The organism is Scandinavium sp. M-37 (genome assembly GCF_043558715.1).
GTDB classification, from domain to species: Bacteria; Pseudomonadota; Gammaproteobacteria; order Enterobacterales; family Enterobacteriaceae; genus Scandinavium; species Scandinavium vulneris_A.
Map to the genome: position 1 here is coordinate 21,951 of NZ_JBIGIN010000007.1, position 17,574 is coordinate 39,524.

At 57.6% G+C, this 17,574-nt stretch carries 17 protein-coding genes; 4 read left to right on the forward strand and 13 right to left on the reverse strand.

Going from position 1 to position 17,574, the window contains the following annotated elements; translation table 11 throughout:
• The first annotated feature begins 221 nt into the window (after positions 1 to 221).
• The gene (locus ACG0Z5_RS07260) at positions 222 to 944 is read left to right on the forward strand and encodes an ABC transporter ATP-binding protein (RefSeq protein WP_394446327.1); all 723 of its coding nucleotides are present in this window, start codon (positions 222 to 224) and stop codon (positions 942 to 944) included.
• On the opposite strand, the gene bioD is transcribed toward ACG0Z5_RS07260, so the two are convergent.
• From bioD to bioB, 4 genes are read right to left on the reverse strand one after another with little or no spacing between them, the layout of a single operon-like run.
• The gene (bioD, locus tag ACG0Z5_RS07265) at positions 919 to 1,608 is read right to left on the reverse strand and encodes a dethiobiotin synthase (protein WP_394446328.1); all 690 of its coding nucleotides are present in this window, start codon (positions 1,606 to 1,608) and stop codon (positions 919 to 921) included. The genes ACG0Z5_RS07260 and bioD overlap by 26 nt on opposite strands.
• Positions 1,601 to 2,356 (reverse strand): malonyl-ACP O-methyltransferase BioC, encoded by a 756-nt coding sequence (bioC, locus tag ACG0Z5_RS07270; RefSeq protein ID WP_394446329.1) that lies wholly within the window; start codon positions 2,354 to 2,356, stop codon positions 1,601 to 1,603. Before bioC ends, bioD begins: the two co-directional genes overlap by 8 nt.
• Positions 2,343 to 3,497: an 8-amino-7-oxononanoate synthase gene (gene bioF / locus ACG0Z5_RS07275; RefSeq protein ID WP_394446330.1), complete on the reverse strand. Its 1,155-nt coding sequence runs from the start codon at positions 3,495 to 3,497 to the stop codon at positions 2,343 to 2,345. Before bioF ends, bioC begins: the two co-directional genes overlap by 14 nt.
• Complete coding sequence (gene bioB / locus ACG0Z5_RS07280; RefSeq protein WP_394446331.1) at positions 3,494 to 4,534, reverse strand: biotin synthase BioB; 1,041 nt, start codon at positions 4,532 to 4,534, stop codon at positions 3,494 to 3,496. The genes bioF and bioB overlap by 4 nt, the downstream gene beginning before the upstream one ends.
• Positions 4,535 to 4,621: 87 nt before the next feature.
• On the opposite strand from bioB, the gene bioA reads away from it, so the two are divergent.
• The gene (gene bioA / locus ACG0Z5_RS07285; RefSeq protein ID WP_394446332.1) at positions 4,622 to 5,911 is read left to right on the forward strand and encodes an adenosylmethionine--8-amino-7-oxononanoate transaminase; all 1,290 of its coding nucleotides are present in this window, start codon (positions 4,622 to 4,624) and stop codon (positions 5,909 to 5,911) included.
• Between the two features lie 42 nt (positions 5,912 to 5,953).
• On the forward strand, positions 5,954 to 6,430 hold the full coding sequence (locus tag ACG0Z5_RS07290; RefSeq protein ID WP_394446333.1) for a kinase inhibitor: 477 nt from the start codon (positions 5,954 to 5,956) through the stop codon (positions 6,428 to 6,430).
• Between the two features lie 127 nt (positions 6,431 to 6,557).
• Here the strand turns inward: ACG0Z5_RS07290 and hutH are convergent, their stop codons facing one another.
• The 5 genes from hutH to hutI form a co-directional block, all read right to left on the reverse strand.
• Positions 6,558 to 8,078, reverse strand: a complete 1,521-nt coding sequence (hutH, locus tag ACG0Z5_RS07295; RefSeq protein WP_394446334.1) for a histidine ammonia-lyase — start codon at positions 8,076 to 8,078, stop codon at positions 6,558 to 6,560.
• Positions 8,075 to 9,763 carry a urocanate hydratase gene (hutU, locus tag ACG0Z5_RS07300; RefSeq protein WP_394446335.1) on the reverse strand — a complete coding sequence of 563 codons (1,689 nt, stop codon included), beginning with the start codon at positions 9,761 to 9,763 and terminating at the stop codon, positions 8,075 to 8,077. Before hutU ends, hutH begins: the two co-directional genes overlap by 4 nt.
• A gap of 140 nt (positions 9,764 to 9,903) precedes the next feature.
• Positions 9,904 to 10,626 carry a histidine utilization repressor gene (locus ACG0Z5_RS07305; protein WP_394446336.1) on the reverse strand — a complete coding sequence of 241 codons (723 nt, stop codon included), beginning with the start codon at positions 10,624 to 10,626 and terminating at the stop codon, positions 9,904 to 9,906.
• A gap of 28 nt (positions 10,627 to 10,654) precedes the next feature.
• The gene (gene hutG / locus ACG0Z5_RS07310) at positions 10,655 to 11,614 is read right to left on the reverse strand and encodes a formimidoylglutamase (protein ID WP_394446337.1); all 960 of its coding nucleotides are present in this window, start codon (positions 11,612 to 11,614) and stop codon (positions 10,655 to 10,657) included.
• On the reverse strand, positions 11,611 to 12,837 hold the full coding sequence (gene hutI / locus ACG0Z5_RS07315) for an imidazolonepropionase (protein WP_394446338.1): 1,227 nt from the start codon (positions 12,835 to 12,837) through the stop codon (positions 11,611 to 11,613). Before hutI ends, hutG begins: the two co-directional genes overlap by 4 nt.
• 231 nt (positions 12,838 to 13,068) lie before the next feature.
• Between hutI and ACG0Z5_RS07320 the strand changes: the two genes are divergently transcribed.
• On the forward strand, positions 13,069 to 14,352 hold the full coding sequence (locus tag ACG0Z5_RS07320) for a putative acyl-CoA thioester hydrolase (RefSeq protein ID WP_394446339.1): 1,284 nt from the start codon (positions 13,069 to 13,071) through the stop codon (positions 14,350 to 14,352).
• Positions 14,353 to 14,519: 167 nt separating this feature from the next.
• Here ACG0Z5_RS07320 and ACG0Z5_RS07325 read toward each other — a convergent pair whose 3' ends face one another.
• From ACG0Z5_RS07325 to ACG0Z5_RS07340, 4 genes are read right to left on the reverse strand one after another with little or no spacing between them, the layout of a single operon-like run.
• Positions 14,520 to 15,902: a hypothetical protein gene (locus tag ACG0Z5_RS07325; protein ID WP_394446340.1), complete on the reverse strand. Its 1,383-nt coding sequence runs from the start codon at positions 15,900 to 15,902 to the stop codon at positions 14,520 to 14,522.
• Positions 15,902 to 16,159, reverse strand: coding sequence for a PAAR domain-containing protein (locus tag ACG0Z5_RS07330; protein WP_394446341.1), 258 nt, complete (start codon positions 16,157 to 16,159; stop codon positions 15,902 to 15,904). The genes ACG0Z5_RS07325 and ACG0Z5_RS07330 overlap by 1 nt, the downstream gene beginning before the upstream one ends.
• Positions 16,160 to 16,173: 14 nt before the next feature.
• Positions 16,174 to 16,872: a hypothetical protein gene (locus ACG0Z5_RS07335; RefSeq protein WP_394446342.1), complete on the reverse strand. Its 699-nt coding sequence runs from the start codon at positions 16,870 to 16,872 to the stop codon at positions 16,174 to 16,176.
• 2 nt (positions 16,873 to 16,874) lie between these two features.
• Positions 16,875 to 17,570: a hypothetical protein gene (locus tag ACG0Z5_RS07340; RefSeq protein WP_394446343.1), complete on the reverse strand. Its 696-nt coding sequence runs from the start codon at positions 17,568 to 17,570 to the stop codon at positions 16,875 to 16,877.
• Positions 17,571 to 17,574 lie beyond the last annotated feature (4 nt).

Below are 17,574 nucleotides of genomic sequence, written 5' to 3' on the forward strand. Positions count from 1 at the left end.
GCGCAACGAGATGGCGCTCACAAAACCAGCGTTATCACTGCACCATCAGCCGACACCCTCTTTCATTCACAGCACTGACAAAGTGCAACGGCACGGTTAAAAACGCGAACCACTCCCCTCTTTTTTAGGTAGAAATCCGAAATATGCGGTCATTGCGCAAAGCCTTTTCTGTTCTGGCAAGGGATTTGCAAAACCCTAAGCCACAACGTAAGGAGATGCCGATGTTGAGTCTACGCGCAGTGAATCACTATTACGGAAATCAGCATATTCTGTGGGATCTCAATCTCGACCTTGCCCCCGGGAAGTGTACCTGCGTGCTCGGTCTACCGGGCATGGGAAAGACCACGCTGGTGAACTGTATTGCGGGCTTTCAGGCTATCGAGAGCGGCACCATGTTCTGGCAAGAGGCCAGCGGGCCGCCGCGCGACCTGCTTACCCTTTCCCCACCGCTGCGCGCGGCGATGGGTATCGGCTATGTGCCGCAGGATAAGCGGATTTTCTCGCAGATGACGGTGGAAGAGAATCTACAGATAGCGATGCGAGCGGGCCACGAAGGCACCGGCGCGGTAGGCAGTGATATTTTTGACCTGATGCCGGAGCTGTATCCGCTGCGTCAGGTCAAGGGGGCGGCGATGTCCGACGATGACCAGTATCAGCTGGCGCTTGCCAGCGCGTTGGTTACCCGGCCCAAACTGCTGATCCTCGACGAACCGACGCGCGGGATGGGGCTCGGGTTTATGCACAAGCTGGGCGAATGCCTGCTACGTCTCAATCGCGACCTGGGGCTAACGGTGCTGCTCGCCGAACAGCACCTGCCGTTTATTCGTCGGGTGGCGGATACCTTCTGCCTGCTGCATCGCGGGCGTAACGTCGCGCAGGGCACGGTAAATCAGCTTGATACCCGGCTGCTGGAGCAATTTATGTCCCCGGACGAAGCGCCGTAAGGTCGAGATACTGTCCCGGCTCTGCGGCCTCTGGCCCCTGTTCCAGATAAGGAATTTCTCCCAGCAACGGCGCGGGTAGCATCCGCGTCAGGGTCGCCAGGTATTCGGCGTGACGTTTACCCGGCGGGATAACGTCATTGGCAATCCAGCCCGCGAGGTGCAATCCGGCCTGCTGCACCGCCTGCGCGGTCAGCAGCGCATGGTTGATACAGCCGAGCTTCACGCCCACCACCAGGATCACCGGCAAGCGCTCGGTTTGCACCCAATCGGCAAAGGTATACGAGGCTGATAACGGCGTAAACCAACCCCCCGCCCCTTCGACCAGCACCCACTCCGCTTTCTGCGACAGCGCCTGCAGCCCTTCGGAAAGCGTACGCGCCTCTATGGGTCGACCTTCATCTGCGCTAATGATATGCGGGGAGGTCGGTTCCGCAAAGGTGTAGGGATTAACCTCAGCGTAGCTCAGCGCCACCGCGCTATGACGTTGCAGCGCCAGCGCGTCGGTGTTGCGCAACCCATCGGCGGTCATTTCGCTACCCGATGCCACCGGTTTATAGCCTGCGCTGCGATAGCCCGCGCGGTTTGCTGCCTGCAAAAGTGCGCAACTGGCAACGGTTTTACCGACTTCGGTGTCGGTGCCAGTAACAAAATAACGTTCAGTCACGACGTATTACTCCGGTAAAAATATGGTACGTCAGGGCGCAACGCCCCTGTTGTTTCGGCCACGCCAACTGAATTTGCTGCAAATGGCTGCGGGTCAGGGTGTACGCCGCCCGGCCCTGATGCAGATGCGTGGCGCCAATGCCTTTCAGCGAGCGCATCGCGCTCAGGGCATCGTCAAAGGTCAGGCAGAAAGTGTGCGTATGATGCTGGCAGCGATAACCCGCCAGGGCGGCAACAATCTCGGTCTGAGTTAAAAAACGATTGGCATGCGGCTGGCGGTCGATGGGCTGCCATGCCTGATGCAGTTCCGGCAGCGAATCCGCCACCAGAGTGCTAAACGCCACCCGCCCCCCCGGACGCACCACGCGGTACAGTTCGCTCAGCGCCGTCGGCAGCGAGTCACACCACTGCACCGCGAGGTTGCTCCAGGCCAGGTCGTACTGCTCATCAGCCAGCGGCATGGCTTCAATATCCGCCTGAACATAGTGTTGCGCCGAATGCTGGTACAACGCCTGGTCCAGCATTTGCGAGGAGAGATCCAGTGCCGTGACCTGGCTTCCCACGTCTGTCCAGTAGCGACTCATACTCCCCGGCCCACAGCCCGCATCCAGCACCCGGTTGAACGCCCGTCCGGGAAGCTGTGCCAGCAAGGCCGCGGCGCTCTGGCGCTGGAGTTCATCGTGTTGCTGATAGTGACTGGCGGCCCGGCCAAACGCGGCCGCAATCGCTGATTTATTAACGGGCGGCATCCAACACCTCCAGTAACTGGTCGATATCCTGCGGCTGATGGGCGGCAGTCAGAGTCACCCTCAGACGCGCCGTCCCCGCTGGCACCGTCGGTGGGCGGATAGCCGTCAGCCAACAGCCCTGCTCGCGCAGACTTTCCGCCAACCGTAATGCCCGGGTATTTTCACCGACGATCACTGGCTGAATGGCGCTGTTCGATGCCGTAAGCTGCATGGAGAGCTGGTCTGCTCCCTGGCGAAAACGCGCGATGTGGCGGCGTAACGTCTGGCGGCGTGCTTCGCCCTCTGCACTGCGGATAACCGCCAGCGCCTGACTGAGTGCCACCGCCTGTGCGGGCGGCATACTGGTGCTGTAAATCAGGTGACGCGCGAACTGCAGCAGATAATCCGCCACCGCATCGCTGCACAGCACCGCCGCCCCGCTCAGGCCAAACGCCTTCCCGAACGTCACCACCAGTAGCTCAGGATGGACGCCCTGTGCGGCGCAGCTGCCCCGGCCGTTGTCCCCGCTGACGCCAATCCCGTGCGCATCGTCCACCAGCAGCCAGCCGTTGGCTTCGCGGGTAACGGCAGCGATCCCGGTAAGCGGGGCGCTGTCACCGTCCATACTGAAAATGCCTTCGGTGACCGCCAGTTGCAGGCCCTCGATGGGCTTAGCCAACAGGTTTGCCAGCTGCGTGCTGTCGTTATGGGCGAAGCGGCGCAGCTGCGCCGGGCTATGGCTGGCCGCTTCAAGCAGCGAGGCGTGGCTCAATTTGTCCGCAACAATCCGGTCGTCTTTGTGCATCAGGGCAGCAATCACCGCCTGATTCGCGGCGAAGCCAGAGATAAACAGCAGCGCACGCGGATAGCCCAGCCACTGCGCCAGTTCCTGCTCAAACTCCTGATGCGCTTCGCTGTAGCCGGTAACATGTCCGGACCCGCCGCTGCCGGTGCCGTAGCGCTCAGCGCCCTGCTGCCAGGCGGCGACGATCTGCGGATGCTGGCTCAGACCGAGGTAATCGTTGCTGGAAAAATTCAACCAGCGGCGTTCCCCCTGAACCAGCCAGCGTCCTGCGCCGTGGCTGACCGGCAGTCGACGACGAAACGCATCGGCCTGGCGCCGTGCCGTTAGCGCAGTGTCGATGCGTTGCTGCCAGTTCATACCGCCGCCGCGTTGTAATACGTTTCGGTATCCGGCGTCAGCAGCGCCTGTTCGAGTTTTTGCTGCTGTTCGATATCACCCGCCAGCACCGCCGTCTGCTCTGGATTGATCCCCAGCTTGCGGAACAGCAGCAGATCTTTGTCCTCTTCCGGGTTCGGCGTGGTCAGCAGCTTACAGCCGTAGAAAATCGAGTTGGCTCCGGCCATAAAGCACATCGCCTGGGTCTGCTCGTTCATCTTTTCGCGTCCGGCAGACAGACGCACGTGCGAGGTCGGCATCATGATCCGCGCCACGGCGATGGTGCGAATAAATTCAAAGGCATCAACGTCTTCGTTGTTTTCCATTGGCGTACCTTTGACCTTCACCAGCATATTGATCGGCACGCTTTCCGGTGGCGTCGGCAGATTCGCCAGCTGCAACAGTAGCCCGGCACGGTCGGTCACCGTTTCGCCCAGGCCGACAATCCCGCCCGAACAGACTTTTATCCCGGCGTCGCGCACTTTGCCGAGGGTGTCGAGCCGCTCCTGATAGGTACGAGTGGTGATGATGTTGCCGTAGAACTCTGGCGAGGTGTCGAGGTTATGGTTGTAGTAATCCAGCCCGGCATCCCCCAGACGCTGCGCCTGTGAATCAGACAGCGTGCCGAGCGTCATGCAGGCCTCAAGGCCCATCTCCTTCACGCCTTTGACCATCTGCTCGAGGTACGGCATATCGCGCTCGTGCGGGTTTTTCCACGCCGCGCCCATGCAGAAACGGGTCGAGCCGGCGTTTTTCGCTTTGCGTGCCGAGGCCAGCACTTCCTCGACTTCCATCAGGCGTTCGGCTTCCAGCCCGGTTTTGTAGCGGGCGCTCTGTGGGCAATATTTGCAGTCTTCCGGGCAGGCACCGGTCTTAATCGACAACAGGGTGCTGACCTGAACCTGGCGCGGATCGAAGTGTTGGCGGTGAATGGTCTGCGCTTCAAACAGCAGGTCCAGCAAGGGTTTGTTAAACAGTTCAGTGACCTGCGACATTGTCCAGCGTGCGTGGTGAGCCATTGGCGTCTCCAAAAGGGGTTCAGTTGTTTCTCGGTTCGGTGTAGGATCGTAAACCTAAAACTTTTCAAAATGGTTTACAAGTCGATTATGACCCAGGACGATCTCGCCTTCGATCAACGCCATATCTGGCACCCCTACACGTCCATGACTGCCCCACTACCGGTTTACCCGGTGGTGGCCGCGCACGGCTGCGAACTGGCGCTGGCCTCTGGCGAGCAGTTGGTTGACGGCATGTCGTCCTGGTGGGCGGCAATCCATGGCTACAATCACCCGCGCCTCAACGCCGCGATGACTCAGCAGATGGCGCAGATGTCGCACGTGATGTTTGGCGGGATAACCCACCCTTCAGCCGTGGCGCTGTGTCGCAAGCTGGTGTCGATGACCCCTGACTCACTGGAATGCGTGTTCCTCGCGGACTCTGGTTCGGTGGCGGTCGAAGTGGCGATGAAAATGGCGTTGCAGTACTGGCAGGCCAAAGGCGAACCGCGTCAGCGTTTTCTCACCTTCCGTAATGGTTATCACGGCGATACCTTCGGGGCGATGTCGGTCTGTGATCCAGACAACTCAATGCACAGCCTGTGGCAAGGGTATCTGCCGGAAAACCTGTTCGCTCCGGCCCCGCAAAGCCGTTTTGACGGCGAATGGGATGAGAAGGATATGGTGCCGTTTGCCCGCCTGATGGCGGCGCATCGCAGCGAGATAGCGGCGATTATCGTCGAACCCGTGGTGCAGGGTGCGGGCGGGATGCGGATGTATCACCCGGAGTGGCTGCGTCGGTTGCGCAAGATGTGCGACCGCGAAGGTATTCTGCTCATTGCCGATGAAATCGCCACTGGCTTTGGCCGTACCGGAAAGCTGTTCGCCTGTGAACACGCGGGCATTGCCCCGGATATTCTTTGTCTTGGCAAGGCGCTGACCGGTGGCACCATGACTCTTTCCGCCACGCTCACCACCCGCGACGTTGCGGATACGATCAGCAACGGGGAAGCAGGCTGCTTCATGCATGGCCCGACGTTTATGGGCAATCCGCTGGCCTGCGCGGTAGCGGCTGAGAGTCTGGCCCTGCTGGAAGAAGGCCACTGGCAGCAGCAGGTGGCGGATATTGAAGCGCAGTTGAAACGCGAACTGGCAGACGCACGCCAGTCACCTTTGGTCGCCGACGTGCGCATTTTGGGGGCGATTGGCGTGGTGGAAACCAATGTGCCGGTGAATATGGCGCGGCTGCAAAAATTCTTCGTCGAGCACGGGGTATGGATCCGTCCGTTTGGCAAGCTTATCTATCTGATGCCACCGTATATCATCACGTCTGCGCAGCTGACACGCCTGACCGACGCGGTAAAAGCCGCTCTCAACGACAACACGCTTTTCGCGTCCTGAGCTAAACTTCGTGATTATTCAGCACCCTGAAGAGGCTTTAAGATGAAATTGTTGAGTCAAGATTTTAAGGATGGCGATAAGCTGCCACACCGTCAGGTTTTCAACGGTATGGGCTACGACGGGGATAATATTTCGCCCCACCTGGCCTGGGATGACGTGCCGTCTGGCACCAAAAGTTTTGTGGTGACCTGCTATGACCCGGACGCCCCAACCGGTTCCGGCTGGTGGCATTGGGTGGTCGTTAATTTACCGGCCAGCACCCGCGTGCTGCCGCAGGGCGCAGGCTCAGGCATCGCCGATTTGCCAGACGGCGCCCTACAGACCCGGACCGATTTTGGCAAAGCGGGTTACGGCGGCGCAGCGCCACCGAAGGGTGAAACGCACCGCTATATTTTTACCGTTCATGCACTGGACGTGGAAAAACTGGACGTAGATGAAAACGCCAGCGGCGCGATGGTTGGCTTTAATGTGCATTTCCACAGCCTGGCCAGCGCGTCGGTGACGGCGAAGTTTAGCTAGTATATAGGCCCGGTATGCTTCAGCGCCACCGGGTACTTCGTTCAGAAAGGTATCGCCTGATGCCCTCACCCCGACCCTCTCCCACAGGGAGAGGGAGCAAAACAAGCCTGCACCGTTCGGTGCCTCATCACAACACCGACAGCACCAGCTTCTGCAGTTGGCCTTCAGCCAGCATCTCCATCGCGGCTTCGATATCCGGAGCGAAATAACGGTCCTGCACATAGTGCGATACTTTCTCACGCAGCAGATGACGCGCCTGTTCCAGCAACGGACTGGTGGTCAGCCCCTCGCGCATATCAATACCCTGCACCGCCGCTAACCATTCCACCGCAATCACGCCGCGCGTGTTGGCCGCCATTTCCCACAGACGACGTCCGGCCGCCGGGGCCATCGACACGTGGTCTTCCTGGTTAGCCGATGTCGGCAGGCTGTCTACGCTGTGCGGATGTGCCAGCGCTTTGTTCTCGCTCGCCAGCGCGGCGGCGGTTACCTGGGCAATCATAAAGCCGGAGTTTACCCCGCCGTTTTTAACGAGGAATGGCGGCAGCTGCGACATGTGGCTGTCCATCAGGAGCGCAATTCGACGTTCGGCCAACGAACCGATTTCGGCAATCGCCAGCGCGATATTATCGGCCGCCATCGCCACCGGTTCAGCGTGGAAGTTGCCCCCGGAAATCACTTCGTTTTCATCTGCAAACACCAGCGGGTTATCGGACACCGCGTTGGCTTCGGTGAGCAGCACCTCTTTGGCCTGACGCAGTTGAGTCAGACACGCGCCCATCACCTGCGGCTGACAGCGTAAGGAGTAAGGATCCTGCACCTTGCTGCATTTGGCGTGAGACTGCGACACCGCGCTGGAATCTGTCAGCACCTGACGATACAGCGCCGCTGCGTCAATTTGCCCACGCTGGCCGCGCGCCTCATGGATACGTGCATCGAACGGACGACGTGAGCCGAGGGCGGCTTCGGTGGTCAGCGCCCCGCAGATCACCGCCGAACGGAACAGTTCTTCGGCTTCAAACAGGCCGCGCAGAGCGAAAGCCGTGGAGGCCTGAGTGCCGTTCAGCAGCGCCAGGCCCTCTTTCGCCGCCAGCGTCAGCGGCTCAAGCCCGGCTTTTTTCAGCGCCTCTTTGGCCGGGAGCCATTCCCCCTGCCAGCGGGCTTTACCCTCGCCGAGCAACGTCAGCGACATGTGCGCCAGCGGGGCCAAATCGCCGGACGCGCCGACGGAGCCTTTGGCCGGAATACACGGATAAACCTGGTGATTCACCAGCTTCATCAGAGCCTGAATCACGCTCAGGCGGATGCCGGAAAAACCGCGTGCCAGGCTGTTAATTTTCAGCACCATAATCAGGCGGACCATCGCATCGTCGAGCGCGTCGCCCACGCCTGCGGCGTGAGAAAGCACCAGCGAACGCTGGAGATTTTCCAGATCGTCGGTGGCGATGCGGGTCGAGGCCAGCAGACCAAAACCGGTGTTGATACCATAGGCGGTGCGCCCTTCGGCCATAATCGCGTTCACGCAGGCAACGCTGGCATTAATGCCAGGAATGGCGCTGTCATCGAGCGTCAGGGTCTGCGGCTGGCGATAAACGTTCAGCAGTTGGGCAAGGGTCAACTGACCCGGAATGATGTTCAGTGTGCTCATTTTTTATGCCCCTGGGTTGCAGCGATCATCGGTAAATTCAGTCCTTGTTCAGCGGCGCATTCTACCGCGATTTCGTGCCCTGCGTCGGCATGACGCATGACGCCAGTGGCCGGATCGTTATGCAGCACACGGGCGATTCGCGCCGCGGCCTCGTCGGTGCCGTCGCAGACAATAACCATTCCGGCATGTTGTGAAAAGCCCATTCCCACGCCGCCGCCATGATGCAGTGACACCCAGGTGGCACCGCTGGCGGTGTTGAGCAGGGCGTTGAGCAATGGCCAGTCGGATACCGCATCAGAGCCATCACGCATCGCTTCAGTTTCACGGTTAGGGCTGGCGACGGAACCAGAATCCAGATGATCGCGACCAATCACAATGGGGGCAGAGACTTCGCCTGAACGCACCATTTCGTTGAACGCCAGGCCGAGTTTTTGCCGCCATTCGAGCCCCACCCAGCAGATACGTGCCGGTAAGCCCTGGAAGTTGATCCGCTCCCGGGCCATGTCCAGCCAGTGGTGCAGATGCTTATCGTCGCTGACGACCTCTTTCACTTTGGCATCAGTTTTGTAGATATCCTCCGGGTCGCCGGAGAGCGCCACCCAACGGAACGGGCCGATGCCGCGACAGAACAACGGGCGGATATAGGCCGGAACGAAGCCCGGGAAATCGAAGGCGTTGCTGACGCCCATCTCTTTCGCCATCTGACGGATATTGTTGCCGTAATCAAAGGTCGGCACGCCCATTTCATTGAAAGCCAGCATCGCCCTGACGTGTTCCGCCATTGACTGTTTGGCGGCTTTAACGGTGCCCTGCGGGTCGTTTTCAGCCTGCTGCTGATACTGCTCCCAGCTCCAGCCCTGCGGCAGATAACCGTGCAGCGGGTCATGGGCGCTGGTCTGGTCGGTGACCATGTCCGGGCGCACGCCGCGTTTAACCAGTTCAGGCAGAATGTCGGCGGCGTTGGCACACAGCGCCACGGAAACCGCGCGGCCTTCTGCGGTGTATTTTTTGATACGGGTCAGCGCATCGTCGAGGGAATCAGCCTGTTCGTCGATGTAGCGGGTACGCAGACGGAAATCGATGCGGCTTTGCTGGCACTCAATCACCAACGAACACGCGCCTGCCAGGGTAGCGGCCAACGGCTGCGCGCCGCCCATGCCACCCAGCCCGGCGGTGAGTACCCAGCGCCCTTGCAGGTTGCCGTTATAGTGCTGACGTCCGGCTTCGACGAAGGTTTCATAGGTGCCCTGCACGATGCCCTGACTGCCGATGTAAATCCAGCTCCCGGCGGTCATCTGGCCGTACATCGCCAGCCCTTTAGCATCAAGCTCGTTGAAGTGCTCCCAGGTCGCCCAATGCGGAACAAGGTTCGAGTTAGCAATCAGCACGCGGGGCGCGTTTTCGTGCGTTTTAAACACGCCCACCGGCTTGCCGGACTGCACTAACAGGGTTTCATCATTTTCGAGCTGCGTCAGGGATTCGACGATGGCGTCGTAGCAATCCCAGTTACGTGCCGCCCGCCCAATGCCGCCGTAGACCACCAGCTCATGCGGATTTTCCGCCACGTCCGGGTCAAGGTTGTTCATTAACATGCGCAACGGGGCTTCGGTCAGCCAGCTTTTGGCGGTGAGGGTGGTGCCTCGTGGGGCACGGATTTCCTGCGGACGGTATTTGTTCTGAGACATCGGTAAAACTCCTGACGGATACGATGAAGACAAGAAATATATACTTGTCTATACAATCATTCGCAAGCCAGGATTTAACAATTCAGATACATTTTTGTTATCTTGCGTCAGCAATCACGCTTTTGCTGACGCAACGAGCGTTATGAACCGAAGTGGCCCTGTAAACGATAGCGCGTGCCGGGGAAAATCAGGCGGGCGTGGGAAACAATGGTCGAGCGCGACCAGGTGCGGCGGCGTATTAGCAGACACGGATCGTGTTCATGAATACTGAGCAAACGACACTCTTCGGCGCTGGCCTTCACCGCTTCGACGATATGCTCCCCCTCGGTGAGCGGGGCAATCAGCGACAGATAATCGTGTGCGGTGGTGGCGGTGTAATCCTGTTGCAGGTATTCGGGCACCACGGTGGCATTGACGCAGCGATCTTCAATCTGTACCGGCACATCGTTTTCAAAATGCACCATCAATGAATGGAAAATGCGGGTGCCTTCCGCCACGCCCAGCGCCTGGGCCTGTTGCTTATCCGCTTTCACTTCTTCAAGCAGCAGCACTTCGCAGCGGTGCTGGTGCTGGCGCGCGGCGATTTCATCGGCAATGCTGTGGACTTCAAACAGCGCCGACTGTCCTTTTGGCTCGGCCACGAAGGTGCCGACGCCCTGCAATCGCACCAGCAGGCCCTCATCGGTCAGTTCGCGTAGGGCGCGGTTGATGGTCATCCGGCTGAAACCAAACTGCGCCACCAGCTCCGCCTCCGACGGAATACGATCATGCGGACGCCAGATCCCGGCGGCAATGTTGTCGCTGATAACGCGTTTGATCTTCTCATAGAACGGCGCGGGAGCGCCGGTTCGCGGTGAATACATGTGTCGTCCTTTCATAGTCCGGGTGCTGTCACGCATGCCAGCAATCAACAATTTGCCAGGCCAGTCTGGCCGCGGTGCGGGCACCCTGTTCGTCTCTGTCATAGTGCGGGTTGAATTCAACCAGATCAACCGCCTGCAGCTTGCCACTCTGACACAGCGGCATCACTATCCGCAACAAAATTGCCAGTGGAACGCCCAATGCCGCAGGGGCCGATACGGCAGGCATTTCCCAGGCCGGGAGCACGTCCAGATCGATGGTTAAATAGATTCGGTCATGTTCAGCAATGACCCGCTGGACATCGGCTTGCCACAGCGACGTGAGCGGATCCAGCAGGGTTAAATCTTCAAACACCGTGACCTTGCGGTCATGCGCTTCCTGCCATAATGCCTGAGTGTTAGCCGCGCGGCTGGCACCGTAACAGGTGTAATTAAACCGGCGCCCCTGACTTTCACAGTGCAGCGCCAGCTGGCGGAACGGCGTGCCCGACGTCGCGACTGCGGCCTGGCGCAAATCCAGGTGCGCATCCAGATTAACGATGGCGATGTTCTCATCAGGAAACGCATCCAGCACCCCGGCACCGTGGCCCCAGGCGGTTTCGTGGCCTCCGCCCAACACCAGGGTTTTCATCTGCGCCCGCTGACAGGCCAGCACCGCGTCGTGCAGCGCCTGCTGTGCCGCTTCCAGCCGATCGGGTTCGGCATGCACGTTGCCGACATCCACCAGCCGCTCATGGCCCTGGTGACTCGCCATGTTCGCCAGGGCTTTACGCAGTGCATCTGGCCCCTGCTGTGCGCCAGGCCGCCCCAGATTGCGCTTCACGCCTTCGTCACAGGCAAACCCCAACAGCGCTATTTTCCCCGGATGCGCGTCGGGGGCAAAGTCGCGTGTCACCGTGACGGTCTGAAAAAGACGCTTTGCCGCGGGTGATTCGGCGCTATCGTCGCGCCCGGTCCACCGTTCCGGGGCCGTCGGTTGCCACAGGTTCATTGCCTCACCTCGCCGCGAAAGACACGCTGCCACAAAGGGTTGCGCCCTGGCTCATAGACCATTTCTACCGGATGTTGCGCATCCCAGATGGCGAAATCGGCCACGAAACCGACGGCCAATTGCCCGTGGGTTTCCTGTCGTCCCAGCGCACGTGCGGCGTGACGGGTGACGCCTGTCCAGGCTTCTTCCGGCGTCAGACCAAATTTCACGCAGGCCATGTTCATCGCCAGATGCAGGCTGGCAAACGGACTGGTGCCCGGGTTGTAATCAGTTGCCACCGCCATCGGTACACCGTGCCGGCGCAATGCGTCCACCGGCGGCTTTTGCGTTTCGTTAAGAAAATAGAACGCACCGGGCAACAGCACCGCAACCGTGCCGCTGTCGGCCATCGTCGCCACGCCCTCTTCATTCAGATATTCAATATGATCGGCGGAAAGCCCCTGGTAGCGGCTGACCAGCTGCGCCCCGCCCAGCGAGGAAAGCTGCTCCACATGACCTTTCACCGGAATATTCAGCACCTGCGCGGCACAAAAGACGCGTTCAGTTTGTTCCGGCGTGAAACCGACGTTTTCGCAGAAGGCATCGACGGATTCGAATAGCCCTTGCTCCCAGAGCGTGGGCAGGATGGTTTCACAGACCAGAGTGATGTAGTCGTCCCCACGGCCTTTATATTCGGTTGGGATAGCATGTGCCGCCAGCAGGGTTGGGCTGATTTCAACGGCATTGTTCTCGGCCAACTGCTGGGCAACACGCAGCATTTTGCTTTCGTTGGCGACATCAAGCCCGTATCCCGACTTCACCTCCACGGTGGTCACCCCTTCGCGCATCAGGCGGTTAAGCCGCTCCTGCGCCAGCGTTAACAGCTCTGCTTCGCTGGCCGCGCGGGTGGCCTGCACGGTGGCATTAATCCCGCCGCCGTTGGCGCTGATGGTCTGATAGGACACGCCGTTCAACCGCTGTTCCCATTCGGCGGCCCGATTGCCGCCAAACACCAGATGGGTATGGCAGTCGATCAGCCCCGGCGTCATCAGTCGACCTTGCAGGTCAATGCGCTTGCCCTTTTTTGCTCCGAGCGAGGCGTCAGGCACAATGTCAGCAATGCGCCCGTCGCGCACGATAATGGCGTGATGTTCCAGTAAACCGTAGGGTTGAGGGTGATTCGGATCGAAGGTCGCAATTCGGGCGTTATGCCAGATTACGTCGGTATCAGCATGTTCAGGCATGGGCACGTCACTTATCAGGGATAACTTGTCATAGGTTGTATAGACATTTATTGATAGCAACGCCGAGGATGTCAACCTTCCGGCGGGATATGTTGCTTTTTTGTGATATTCAGCGCGTGAGGGTGACGGTTCGCCACTAACTTTTTTACGCCACTGCTTCCCGTTTCGCTCAACTTAGTATAAAAAGTCTGGTTTTAGGGACACTTTCCATTTAAATCAGCCTGGAGCACCATGAACACATTCTCGGTTTCCCGTCTGGCGCTGGCACTCGCCTTTGGCGTGGCGCTGACCGCCTGTAGCTCAACGCCACCCGATCAGCAGCCATCTACCCAGGCCGCACCGGGGACGTCTTCTCGCCCTATCCTGACCGCTGGCGAAGCCAAAAACTTCGTGCAGGCGCGCTATTTTACCACCATGGCCCCGAATGCGGCCCCGTGGTCGCCTTCTGCTATCGCGACTCCGGCGAAACCTGATTTCGTAGTCGGCCCGGCGGGCACGGCGGGCGTGACCCACACGACCATTCAGGCTGCCGTTGATGCCGCTATTAATCGTCACAGCAGCTCACGCGTTTATATCGCCGTGATGCCGGGTGAATATCAGGGCACCGTGTATGTGCCTGCGGCCCCAGGCAGCGTGACCCTTTACGGCACCGGTGACAAAGCGTCTGATGTGAAAATCGGTGAAGCCATCGATTCTGAAATCGACCCGAATACCTGGCGTCGACTGGTTAACCCGGCGGGCAAATACATGCCTGGCAAACCGGCGTGGTACATGTTTGACTCCTGCCAGAGCAAGCGCACCGCCACCGTGGGCGTGATGTGTTCTGCGGTCTTCTGGTCGCAGAACAACGGTCTGCAGTTGCAGAACATGACTATCGCCAATAACCTCGGTGATAGCGTTGACGCCGGCACGCATCAGGCCGTTGCCCTGCGCAGCGATGGTGACCAGGTGCAGTTGAATAACGTCAATATTCTCGGTCGTCAGAATACCTTCCTCGTGACCAACAGCGGCGTGAAGAACGCGATGCAGAACGACCGTATCACCCGCACGCTGGTAACCAACAGCTACCTCGAAGGCGATGTAGATATCGTTTCTGGCCGTGGCGCGGTGGTGTTTGATAACACCAACTTCCAGGTCGTGAACTCTCGCACCCAGAAAGAAGCGTACGTGTTCGCCCCTGCGACGCAGTCCAACCTGTTCTACGGTTTCCTCGCCACCAACAGCCGCTTCAACGCAGCCGGTGACGGCGTGGCGCAGCTCGGTCGCTCTCTGGACATCGACGGCAACACCAACGGTCAGGTCGTTATCCGCGATAGCGCGATCAACGAAGGCTTCAACACCGCCAAACCGTGGGCCGATGCCGCTATCTCTAACCGTCCGTTCAGCGGCAACACCGGTGCTAAGAACGACAAAGACGAGATCGAACGTAATCTGAACGACACCAACTTCAACCGCATGTGGGAATACAACAACCGCGGCGTGGGAAGTTATGTTGTGGCCGAGCCGAAGAAGTAATCCCTCTGCTTTAGCCATAAAAAACCTCGCTTCGGCGTAGTGTTTGTCGGTTTAGCATTAATAAAGAAGGCCGTAATGGATAACATTGCGGCCTTCTTCACTTTTAATGTCAAAAATCAGCATGGTAATAATCAAGAATAGTCAAGGTTATCGGGTAAAACTGTCCATTAATACCCCCCCATATGTTCAGAGGCTTTTTTACTGATATACCGCGTTAACGCTATCCCTAAACCCAAAAAAACCACAATCGGCGTGATAAGAAAGAATAAAGCCATTCCACCTGACTCGTCACTTTTGGCAGCTGCATCAGTAAAAGCAGTGGGGCCGAATACTAAGGCGAACGCAATAAACACCCCCATTAACCCAGACCAATGCCAGGGTTGAGCATAATCCACAAATAGCGATTCTGTGAATGGATCTGTTAGACGTGATGACAGCGGGATGATATCTAACCGGTTGCTATCAGACGCAGCAATTAACTGGTCCCCCTGGGCGTATTTCACTGCATCTGCCGCCAGCGCTAACGCCAGCCATCGATATCCCGCCGATTTGTCCCCGAACGACGTTTCCAGCTCCAGCCGGTTCGCCACCAGCTTAGCCTCGTCGAACCCCTGCATGAGCGGGTATTTTTCAACTTTCGACAGACCGGTGTACCAGAGTGTTTTCGGCGCACTGACAGGCTTTACTTGCAAATAGACTGGCAGGGTTATTTCGACGTCTGTGATGCTGGTTATTGGCCGATAAAGGTACACCGGCTTCTCACCCTCCGTTTTCCGGTAATGGCTAGTCAGCAGCAGAGCAGTGGCGTTTTCCATCGCTTTGGGGTCCCCCTCTTCGTCGTGCATATCCACGATGACCAGCAACCGGTTCAACACGTAACCATGCGCCTTGTCTATCCAGTCATTGAGCAGGGAGTAACCCGGGCACGTTAGCAAATATTCAATTCTGTCAGATTCCAGCCCCAGTCGTTCGAACGCTCGCCGCAAATCTTCAGTACACGACGCATCACCACCCCGCACCCACAGTGCCGTCTCAAACGATGGGTAATTTGAGGATTTGAGCTTTTCAATCAGAGGAGTTAACAGTCGGTAGAACAGCTGTTCATTGGCGGTAAATTCAAAATCTTCTTGGCGGGGGATTTTTAGCGGCGTTTTGGGGGCCAGCGGAAACTCCCCCTCAAGTTTGAGCATACTCAGGGCCAGTTCGTCCATGGGAGTGAGTGCCGCCCAGCCCGCAATAATGACGTTATGGTTGGCGTAAATCTTGAGCTCATTTTTCCGTTTTTTTGCAATCTCTAACCGGCATTCGTCGTAGTGCCGGTTAGAACTTATTGCGGTCATGCAGAAAAAACCTAGCGCTAAACAGATCGTCGCAGGTACGGCTATAGATTGCGAAAAAAAAGTAGAATCAACGTGTTTATCACCGGGCCACGTCAATGCACGGATTACGACACAGATGATAACGACGATAAGCGTAAAAATGACCACCTGTAGCGCCGGAAAGTCAGAGCGGTTCGGCTCATCTTGTTCATTGTATAACCACCATTTCATCACACGGCTCCCGCCACTGGCAGCGTACTTTTTATCGCGCACCCGCACTCTGCTTTACAACCATCTACCACCACGCCCCGGCCGTACATTGTCCATGTGGCGTGACACTGCTTAATAGCAAACGTGCCCTTATGTAACGGGCATTGGACCTTATCGCCCTTCAGCGCAACGGGGATCCCCATAAACTCCGCCCCTGACGCTGTAATGACTTTTCCACCGCTTATCAGCGGGTCGTTAAGACGTATAACTCCGTTCATGTGTTTTTATCTCCTTATCGTCCCGCATCCATATCGCAGCGCATGTGATCCCAGCCGGTGTAACCCTTAACTTCTGGTACCTTGTCTGGCAAGTCCTGATAATTTGTGTGAAATTTTGCCGTATCGTTTTCGAGTCCTTGCTTCGTGATGTAATCCATCCCCCATGCTGGACCTGGAGATTGCGGTTCAATTCTCTGCACAGTTCCGTCTTCAAGTGTGTAGGTAATTCCTGGCCCCCCCTCAACAACACGCGGATCATCAAACGGTTTTGACGACATATACAGCCGGTGTTTGGTCTGTAAAAATCCCTGGTTGTTAACGACGGTGAAGGAAAGAACGTCATCGTAAGGGCCATAATTGTCCCCATTAGGCTCATTTCCGGATGGTGAGAATTGTGCGAGGTGCCAGGTTTGACCATAGTCTTTTGAAACCCGAAAACCATCAACTCCCCAGCCGGTAATCGCAATATAGCGTTCCGAAGGGTGGATAAATTTCCGGGTAAAAATACGATAGAATTGATAATACAGCTGCGAGTGTATTCCTCGTTGAGTGTCCGTGTACCATAGCGCCCCCTCGCAGTCCCAGCCCGTCAGCTCCAGATAACGGTGGTCATCAAAACGATAAACGACCTGCGTTGGCGGTTCTTTTGCCTGGCATCCGGCTGCCAGCAGAACGGCGGCGGCCGTCAGCGCCTTACTCAATCCTTTCACCATTCTTAGCGCCCCTTATCCATATCGCAGCGCATGTGATCCCAGCCGGTGTAACCCTTAACTTCTGGTACCTTGTCTGGCAAGTCTTGATAATTTGTGTGAAATTTTGCCGTATCGTTTTCGAGTCCTTGCTTCGTGATGTAATCCATCCCCCATGCAGGACCAGGTGAGCGGGAGTCTATGTGATGTACTGCGCCATCTGACGCCGTGTACGTAATTCCCGGCCCTCCAGCGACAAGGCGCGGATCATCAAACGGTTTGGACGACATATACAGCCGGTGTTTGGTCTGTAAAAATCCCTGATCGTTGACCACCGTAAGGGAAAGAATGTCGTCATAAGATGCCTGGTTAGTGCCATCAGGTTCATTTTGACCAATTGAAAAAAACTGGGGATGCCAGGTTTTCCCGTAATCTTTGGATATTATGGTTCCGGGAGAATCCCAGGTTGGGATAGCAATATACTGTTCCGAAGGATGAATAAATTTTTTGGTAAAAATGCGGTAAAACTGGCTGACAGGTTCAGTATGGATCCCGCGTTGCGTATCCGTGTACCAAAGTTCACCTTCGCAGTCCCAGCCCTTCAGCTCCAGGTAACGGTGGTCGTCAAAACGGTATATTACCTGGGTCGGCGGTTCTTTCGCCTGGCATCCGGCCGCCAGTAAAACAGCAGTGGCTGTTAGCACCGTACAAAATCCTTTCATTCTT